At 45.8% G+C, this 7,369-nt stretch carries 11 protein-coding genes; 10 read left to right on the top strand and 1 reads right to left on the bottom strand.

The annotated features are described in order from the left end of the window. The 10 genes from HY807_09975 to HY807_09930 form a co-directional block, all read left to right on the top strand. The coding region (locus HY807_09975) for a hypothetical protein (protein MBI4826727.1) at positions 1–807 on the top strand (807 nt) is incomplete at its 5' end. A 132-nt stretch (positions 808–939) separates the two neighbouring features. Then, positions 940–1,359 (top strand): OsmC family protein, encoded by a 420-nt coding sequence (locus HY807_09970; protein MBI4826726.1) that lies wholly within the window; start codon positions 940–942, stop codon positions 1,357–1,359. Between the two features lie 115 nt (positions 1,360–1,474). After that, positions 1,475–1,948 carry a phosphatidylglycerophosphatase A gene (locus HY807_09965; protein ID MBI4826725.1) on the top strand — a complete coding sequence of 158 codons (474 nt, stop codon included), beginning with the start codon at positions 1,475–1,477 and terminating at the stop codon, positions 1,946–1,948. A 37-nt stretch (positions 1,949–1,985) separates the two neighbouring features. After that, on the top strand, positions 1,986–2,549 hold the full coding sequence (gene thpR / locus HY807_09960; protein MBI4826724.1) for an RNA 2',3'-cyclic phosphodiesterase: 564 nt from the start codon (positions 1,986–1,988) through the stop codon (positions 2,547–2,549). 60 nt (positions 2,550–2,609) lie between these two features. Next, positions 2,610–3,614, top strand: coding sequence for a recombinase RecA (gene recA, locus HY807_09955; GenBank protein ID MBI4826723.1), 1,005 nt, complete (start codon positions 2,610–2,612; stop codon positions 3,612–3,614). Positions 3,615–3,618: 4 nt separating this feature from the next. Beyond that, positions 3,619–4,956, top strand: a complete 1,338-nt coding sequence (locus HY807_09950; GenBank protein MBI4826722.1) for a type IV pilus twitching motility protein PilT — start codon at positions 3,619–3,621, stop codon at positions 4,954–4,956. Next, positions 4,937–5,398 (top strand): regulatory protein RecX, encoded by a 462-nt coding sequence (locus tag HY807_09945; GenBank protein MBI4826721.1) that lies wholly within the window; start codon positions 4,937–4,939, stop codon positions 5,396–5,398. The genes HY807_09950 and HY807_09945 overlap by 20 nt, the downstream gene beginning before the upstream one ends. Before the next feature lie 253 nt (positions 5,399–5,651). After that, positions 5,652–5,966 (top strand): hypothetical protein, encoded by a 315-nt coding sequence (locus tag HY807_09940; protein MBI4826720.1) that lies wholly within the window; start codon positions 5,652–5,654, stop codon positions 5,964–5,966. Beyond that, positions 5,963–6,223 (top strand): hypothetical protein, encoded by a 261-nt coding sequence (locus tag HY807_09935; GenBank protein MBI4826719.1) that lies wholly within the window; start codon positions 5,963–5,965, stop codon positions 6,221–6,223. Before HY807_09940 ends, HY807_09935 begins: the two co-directional genes overlap by 4 nt. A gap of 54 nt (positions 6,224–6,277) precedes the next feature. Further along, positions 6,278–6,820, top strand: coding sequence for a hypothetical protein (locus HY807_09930; GenBank protein ID MBI4826718.1), 543 nt, complete (start codon positions 6,278–6,280; stop codon positions 6,818–6,820). 444 nt (positions 6,821–7,264) lie between these two features. Here HY807_09930 and HY807_09925 read toward each other — a convergent pair. Beyond that, the coding region (locus HY807_09925; GenBank protein MBI4826717.1) for an IS3 family transposase at positions 7,265–7,369 on the bottom strand (105 nt) is incomplete at its 5' end.

Raw genomic sequence — 7,369 nt, 5'->3', positions numbered from 1 at the left:
GGGCCTGACGGCAGCGATATGAACTTTGACGGCAATAACGACGGCATACCTGACTGTCAGCAGGACAATGTCGCCTCGCTTCCTACAAACGACCTGCGGGAATATGTGACGCTCGCATCATCTGAAGGCACTGCGCTGAGCAGTGTGCTTGCCACAGGCAACCCTTCACCAACCGATGCTCCTGCAGCCGCATTCCCATACGGATTCTTCGACTTTACCATAACCGGGCTTGCACCCGGAGCGGCGGCAACATTGACAATTCATACAGCCGGCCCTGACCCCGCCACTTATCACAAATACGGCCCGACGCCTGATAACCATACAGCTCACTGGTATGAGTTCCTTTATGACGGCACAACAGGCGCTGAGATAAACGGCAACACGATAATACTCCACTTTGTTGACGGTCAGAGGGGTGATGACGACCTTACTGCTGATGGAACGATAATCGACCAGGGCGGGCCGAGTGTAGCAAGTTCTGACAGCGGTTCTGGCGGAGGCGGTGGCGGAGGATGCTTCATAGCCACAGCAGCTTACGGCAGCTACCTTGACCCTGAAGTCATGGTTTTGAGGAAGTTCAGGGACAACTATCTTTTGACAAATTATGTTGGAAAGGCATTTGTAAGTTTTTATTACAAAAATTCCCCGCCGATAGCTGATTACATCAGCAGGCATGAAGGTTTAAGAACCACCACAAGGATCGCACTTACTCCGTTAGTCTATGGGGTGAAGTATCCGAAGGCCGCCATCCTCCTATTCGCTTTCATAACAATTGCCGGCATCAGTTTCAGAAAAAAGAGAGATTGAAACACGGCTTCACTTATATTCAAAAAGGCTCACTGCAAACAGTCAGTGGGCCTTTTTTTTATTTCTTCCAATTGACAAAAAAGCGCCATTCCCTTACTTTAGAAAATACAATATATTTCAGGAGGGTCATTAATGCCGAAGGCTACAGTTAAGCTGATTGACGGGATGCAGTTTACGGGAAGCGCAGATTCAGGACATAAAGTAATAATGGATGCGCCTGCTTCTTCAGGCGGCAGGAATATTGGCTCAAGGCCTATGGAACTCTTAATGATGGGACTGGGCGGATGCACAGGGATGGATGTCATATCAATAATGAGGAAGAAGCAGCAGATAGTGACAGGCTTCGAGATAAACGTCTTTGCCGAGCAGGCTGAAACCGACCCGCATAGATACACCTCGTTCCATATCGAGTATGTAGTAAAAGGAAAGGATGTATCTGAGGAGGCTCTGAAGAGGGCGATACAACTCTCGCTTGATAAGTACTGCTCTGTAGGCGCAACACTTGGAGCAGGAGCGAAGATCGAACATTCCTATAAAATAATAGAGGGATAAAAACATAAGCAGTCATTCCGGCTTGTCCGGAATCGTTTCTAAAGCAGATTCCCGACGCGCTCCGCTCGCTTAAGGCGCCTACTTCTGGTGCGAGAATGACGGCAAAAGGTTAACAATGTTAAAAAAGCTGCCGCAGCACATAGCCACACTCGGTTTTGTAGGCTTCATGCCGATAGCGCCCGGCACATGGGGCACTGGCGCTGCCGCTGTCCTTGTATATCTGCTTGCATATATGCTGGACATGACAACTATTCGGGGAGACTGGCTCCTCATCTCAATATTCATCCCGCTCTTCATCCTCGGCGTCTATGCGGCAGGCAAGTCTGAAAAGCTGCTCGGAAAGACAGACAGCGGACATATCGTGATCGACGAGGTCTGCGGCTATCTGATAACCATGCTCTTTCTTCCAAAGACGCTGCCGTGGCTCATCGCAGGATTCTTTGTATTCAGGCTCTTTGATGTGGTCAAGCCCGCTCCTGTCAGGCAGGTTGAGAAGGCTGTGCACGGAGGCCTGGGGGTCATGCTTGATGATGTGCTTGCTGCTGTATATTCCAATATCTGCCTGCAGCTCTTCAGGTTAATTTATTAAATTTACCATGCCTCTTTGATATGTTATCCTATAGGGCATGCTGAGATGTTTTATCGCCATAGAGCTGCCTGAAGAGATAAAGAAGTCACTGGCGGAAACCCAGACAGCGCTTAAAAAATACGGGGCTGAGATAAGGTGGGTCAGGCCGGAAAACATCCATCTTACACTCAAGTTCCTGGGCGATACAGAAGAAGAGCAACTTGAGAAGATATCAGCGAATATCAGCGAGGCATGCAGAGGCTTTAAGGCCTTCAGCCTAAAGATGACCGGGCTGGGAGTATTCCCCGGAATGAGGTCGCCGAAGGTATTGTGGGCAGGCTTGAACGGCAGCAATAATATCATTGATCTTCAGAAAGGCATTGATATCAGCATGGCCCATTTCGGATTTAAGCCTGAGAAGAGAGAATTCAGCCCGCATCTGACGATAGGGAGGTTCAGGTCACTTGCAAACAAAGATGCCCTGCTCGAAGCGGTCACGTCAGGGAAGGTGAAGAACCAGGGGTCATTTGAGGTTAAGACAGTAGCATTGATAAAGAGCAGCCTTACAGCTTCAGGGTCTGTATATACAAAGATCTCAGAGGCGCTTTTGGCTAAACCATAATATTTATAAGTACAATAGACGATTCACTTATAACGAATAACAATATCCCGGAGGAGCGCAATGACTGACAAGAACCGTTTAAAGGCATTGGAAGTGGCAATCTCACAGATAGAGAAGCAGTTTGGCAAAGGCTCCATAATGAAGTTAGGCTCCGAGGGCAGGGTTGAGATAGAGGTGATACCAACCGGTTCCATCGGCCTTGATATAGCGCTCGGCGTAGGCGGCTTCCCGAGAGGCAGGGTCATTGAGATATACGGGCCTGAGTCATCAGGCAAAACAACCCTCACGCTTAATGCGATAGCACAGGCGCAGAAGGCAGGCGGCTCTGCCGCGTTTATAGATGCGGAGCACGCACTTGACGTAACATACGCCGAGAAGATCGGAGTTAATATAAACGAACTTCTCTTAAGCCAGCCGGACTCAGGAGAGCAGGCGCTTGAAGTGACAGAGACGCTCGTGAGGAGCGGCGCGCTTGATATAATCGTTATAGACTCTGTTGCCGCGCTCGTTCCGCAGGCAGAGATAGAGGGCGACATGGGGCAGAGCCTTCCGGGGCTTCAGGCGAGGCTGATGAGCCAGGCTCTCAGAAAGCTCACCTCAGCCATCTCAAAAAGCCATACAACCGTTATTTTCATAAACCAGATCAGGATGAAGATAGGCGTCATGTTCGGGAACCCGGAGACCACCACCGGTGGCAACGCCCTGAAATTCTACTCATCGGTCAGGCTTGATATCAGGAAGATAGAGCAGCTGAAAGACGCTCAGGAGTCTGTCGGGAACAGGGTCAGGGTGAAGGTAGTGAAGAACAAAGTAGCCCCGCCCTTTAAGCAGGCGGAATTTGATATATACTTCAATGAGGGCATCTCAAGGACCGGCGAGATCATTGAGCACGGGGTGATAAAGGGAATTGTAGAAAGGTCAGGAGCGTGGTATTCTTATAATGGCAACCGGATAGGACAGGGGAGAGACAACACCAAGGAATACCTCAAGGCAAACCCTGAGATCGCCAATGAGATAGAGGACAAAGTGCTTGAGGCATACGGCATGAAGAGGCCAAAGAAATAAGAATATGGCAAGAGATATAAACGAATTACTGAAAAAGACGGTCGCCATGGGGGCATCCGACCTCCACATTAAAGTGGGCAGCCCGCCGATAATCAGGATAAGCGGAACACTCGTCCACATGGAGGGGGAAGAAAGGCTCTCATCCGATGATACCAAAGATATAGCCGCTTCCATCCTCAACGAGTATCATCGCAAGGTCTTTGAACAGTCAAAGGATGTCGATGTCGCATACAGTATTCCGGGGCTCGGGCGGTTCAGATGCAACTGCTTCTCACAGAGAGGCACCGTAGGCATAGTCTTCAGGGTCATCCCGATGGAGATAAAGTCCATTGACGACCTGCTGCTGCCGCCTATCCTTAAGAAGATAGCTTCTGAAGCAAGGGGGCTCATTCTGGTCACAGGCGCAACGGGAAGCGGTAAATCAACCACCCTTGCCGCTATTATTGATTACATAAACAGCACACGGCATGAGCACATCATGACGATCGAGGATCCGATAGAGTTCCTTCACAGGGACAATATGAGCATCGTGAACCAGAGAGAGACAGGCTCTGACACGGAATCTTTCGGCAAGGCGCTGAAGGCATCCCTGAGGCAGGATCCTGACGTAATACTTGTGGGAGAGATGCGCGACCATGAGACTATCCAGACCGCTCTTGTTGCGGCTGAGACGGGGCACCTTGTTCTCAGCACGCTCCATACGGTTGACGCAACCGAGACTGTCAACCGTATCATCACCGTATTTCCGCCCCACCAGCATCAGCAGATGAGGATACAGCTCGCGTCCGTGCTTAAGGCGATAATATCACAGAGGCTCGTGCCGACGGCTGACGGCAAAGGCAGGGTCGCGGCTATCGAAGTGCTTATAGCAACCAAGACCGTCAAGGGGTGTATCGAGGACAAGGAGAAGACCGGCCTGATCAGCGACTATATCGCTGAAGGCTCCACCCAGTATGGCATGCAGACATTTGACCAGTCGCTTCTCGGCCTTTACAAAGACGGCTTGATAACATACGAGGATGCCCTTACCAGGTCCACCAACCCCGATGACTTCGCGCTTATGGTCAGAGGCATACAGTCAACCTCCAGATTCATGGATGACACCAGAAAGGGCGATAAAGGCAAAGACGGGAAAGATATCCCTGCTGTTGATGACCAGGCCATCTTTAAAATGTATAAAGAAGGCGCTATCGAATATGGCGAAGCATTGAGCAAGGCCAAGAACAAAGAAGACTTCAGGATGATGGTCGAGGTTTATAAAGCCTCCCCTGACTATGTAGACCCCGCCAAAAAATCTTCAGTCAAAAAGAAGGAACCCGATATTGAGAGGTTCTCAAGCTGACGCAAAAAGTTACGCCCTGAGACTCATCGAGTACCGTCCCCGAAGCCGTAAAGAGATGCTCCATCGGCTGAAGATAAAGGGCTTTGAAGACGAGGAGATCAATGGCACAATTGAATACCTCGAACGTGCCGGGCTTATTAACGACGAAATCCTTGCTGACGGACTGCTGAAGCACGCGGTAGAAAAGAAATTGCTCGGCAAAAGAGGCGCGGAACTCTTTCTTTACAAACGCGGGATAGAAAGAGGCCTTATCAATAAAGTTATCTCCTCCCATACAAAAGAGAACGAAGACGAAGCCGCAAAAAAACTTGTTGAAAAAAGCCTGAGAACATTAAGAAGCCGGCCTGAAGATGTCATAAAGAGAAGGCTGTACGGAATGCTCCAGCGAAGGGGCTTTGCTTCGGATGTGATCAAGGCGGCTGTCAGCTCTGCGATGAAATAAGGCCATACGTTCAAATGGTTTTCACGTCCCCACCATAGTCCCCCTCTAAAAAGACCAACCGTAGGTGCTTTAAGCAGGGGATCAAGGGGTGTGTCATAATCTTCCACAATCTCATTCTTTTTGCCGTCATTCCGGCAGGTCAGGAATCTTCTTGTTTCAGCCCCCAATGAAAAGCGTTTTTTGCTTGATGGATTAATCCTTAATCGCTATAATGGATTCATCACATAAATGATTTTTTAACAGATATTAGACTATGCTAAAGAAAACATATATTTTTATGCTCACAGATACTGACAGGAAGCGCCATGAACATATTACAGAACATGGTAAAGTGACCGGATTTGCAGTTCAATACGAGATATTTATTGAGAACCAATGGATGCCTGTTGTCAGATATGATACGGCTCATGGTTTAGCACATAAAGATTTGCTGAACTTTGACGGCAGCAAAGAGAAAATATTTTTGGGAGAAGCAGACTTTAACGAAGCCTTGACATTGGCTGACATAGATATAAATGAAAATTGGGCAAGATATAAAGAGAGATATCTTAGGAGGATAATAAAATGACAAAGGAAGAATTGTTCAGAAAAAATCAGCAGCTTTCAACCGAGTTTGAATTATATCTCCTTGAGCATCCCGAGATAGAAGGCAAGATACCTGATAACGCCATGATTGTTCTGCTCCCTGAATACGACAAAGAACTCTCAGATAAAAATATGGAGCTTGCAACTGCTAATAAGGAAGCAGGGCAAAAATTGGTATATGTCAGAGTCGGGAAGTTAAGGACTTCGAGAATTGATGGGCTGACGCTTCAGGTTGCGTGAATGATGTTGTCTTCATAATAGTCATGTCTGGCTTAATGCTTTATAGCGCCTAATATGAAAAAAATAATATTACTTGCAACGAATGGCAATAAAATATTTTGTTTAGCATGGTTACGCATTGGAAAAGACATATATGGTTCCCTGACACATCACAATGTTAAAATGCATCGTTCATATCATAAAGATGGAAATACTCATTGGAAGGATGAAAAATACAATTCAAAAATAGAAAACAATACTTTTAATATAAATGGCTATTCAGAAACAGAAAAGGCTACCCCTCTAGATCATTTTAAAGGTAGGTTTAGTTTCTTAAATGCTGGCGCCAGACTTGATAAGGATTGCTTTACAAACGTTATCGAATATAGTGGCAAAAAAACAGATAAATTAATTTTATTTGACACACGTGTCATCACCGGCAAACAAAAGTTTGTAAACATATATTTTGATCTAATTGAATTCAACTCTTATAAGTATCTCAATGATTGCATAAAAGAAAAAAACAGAATAGCAGACAGAGAAAACTTTGCATCAGACATTCATTGTTTTTTTGAGTTTAAACCCTGGGTTGTTGTCACTTTACTGTATAAAAAATAAGCATATAATCCCTCATGACAAATGGTTACTTCTGTTGGAAGCACAAGAGTTATCCTGTCTTACGAGAGGAAAGTCAGACAGGATAAAAGAGAACTGTGGAGCTAACAAACAAAAGAAAAATGAGGAGTTAATATCATGAATAAGAAAAAGAAATTATTAATTATAAAATTACTCCTATTTATATTGCGTTACATATCTACATCTGCTTTCTTTTTCAAAACAATAATAAGCGACACCGTCAGACAAAATGTTGAAAAACAAATTCTCAAATCTAAGGTTGACATTGTTTCGCAAGTAAATAAGCTTACAGTTGGATTCGGAAATATTAATTCACATGAATTTTACTTTGTCAAAACTCCAAATAAAATGTTTTTTCAAGACAAAAACATTACGGTCGAAGTGAGAGATGTGAAGTTCCCCTGCTTCAACGGACACAAAGTTTAGTTAGGCTGCTATATCCTCCAGTTCAAATGATACCGGAGATTTATATCCCAGAGCTGAATGCCTTCTAATTCGATTATAGAACATTTCAATATATTCGAATATACT

It is taken from the genome of Nitrospirota bacterium, from assembly GCA_016207885.1.
Taxonomy (GTDB): Bacteria; Nitrospirota; Thermodesulfovibrionia; order UBA6902; family UBA6902; genus JACQZG01.
Note: the sequence above shows the minus strand (reverse complement) of the source record. Positions and strands in the feature narration are given on the sequence as shown.

Bases quoted from the DNA above. Each gene is read 5' to 3' on its own strand.
- thpR (MBI4826724.1), top strand. From the start codon at position 1,986: ATGCTGAGATGTTTTATCGCCATAGAGCTGCCTGAAGAGATAAAGAAG.
- HY807_09940 (MBI4826720.1), top strand. From the start codon at position 5,652: ATGCTAAAGAAAACATATATTTTTATGCTCACAGATACTGACAGGAAG.
- HY807_09950 (MBI4826722.1), top strand. From the start codon at position 3,619: ATGGCAAGAGATATAAACGAATTACTGAAAAAGACGGTCGCCATGGGG.
- HY807_09930 (MBI4826718.1), top strand. From the start codon at position 6,278: ATGAAAAAAATAATATTACTTGCAACGAATGGCAATAAAATATTTTGT.
- HY807_09935 (MBI4826719.1), top strand. From the start codon at position 5,963: ATGACAAAGGAAGAATTGTTCAGAAAAAATCAGCAGCTTTCAACCGAG.
- recA (MBI4826723.1), top strand. From the start codon at position 2,610: ATGACTGACAAGAACCGTTTAAAGGCATTGGAAGTGGCAATCTCACAG.
- HY807_09965 (MBI4826725.1), top strand. From the start codon at position 1,475: ATGTTAAAAAAGCTGCCGCAGCACATAGCCACACTCGGTTTTGTAGGC.
- HY807_09970 (MBI4826726.1), top strand. From the start codon at position 940: ATGCCGAAGGCTACAGTTAAGCTGATTGACGGGATGCAGTTTACGGGA.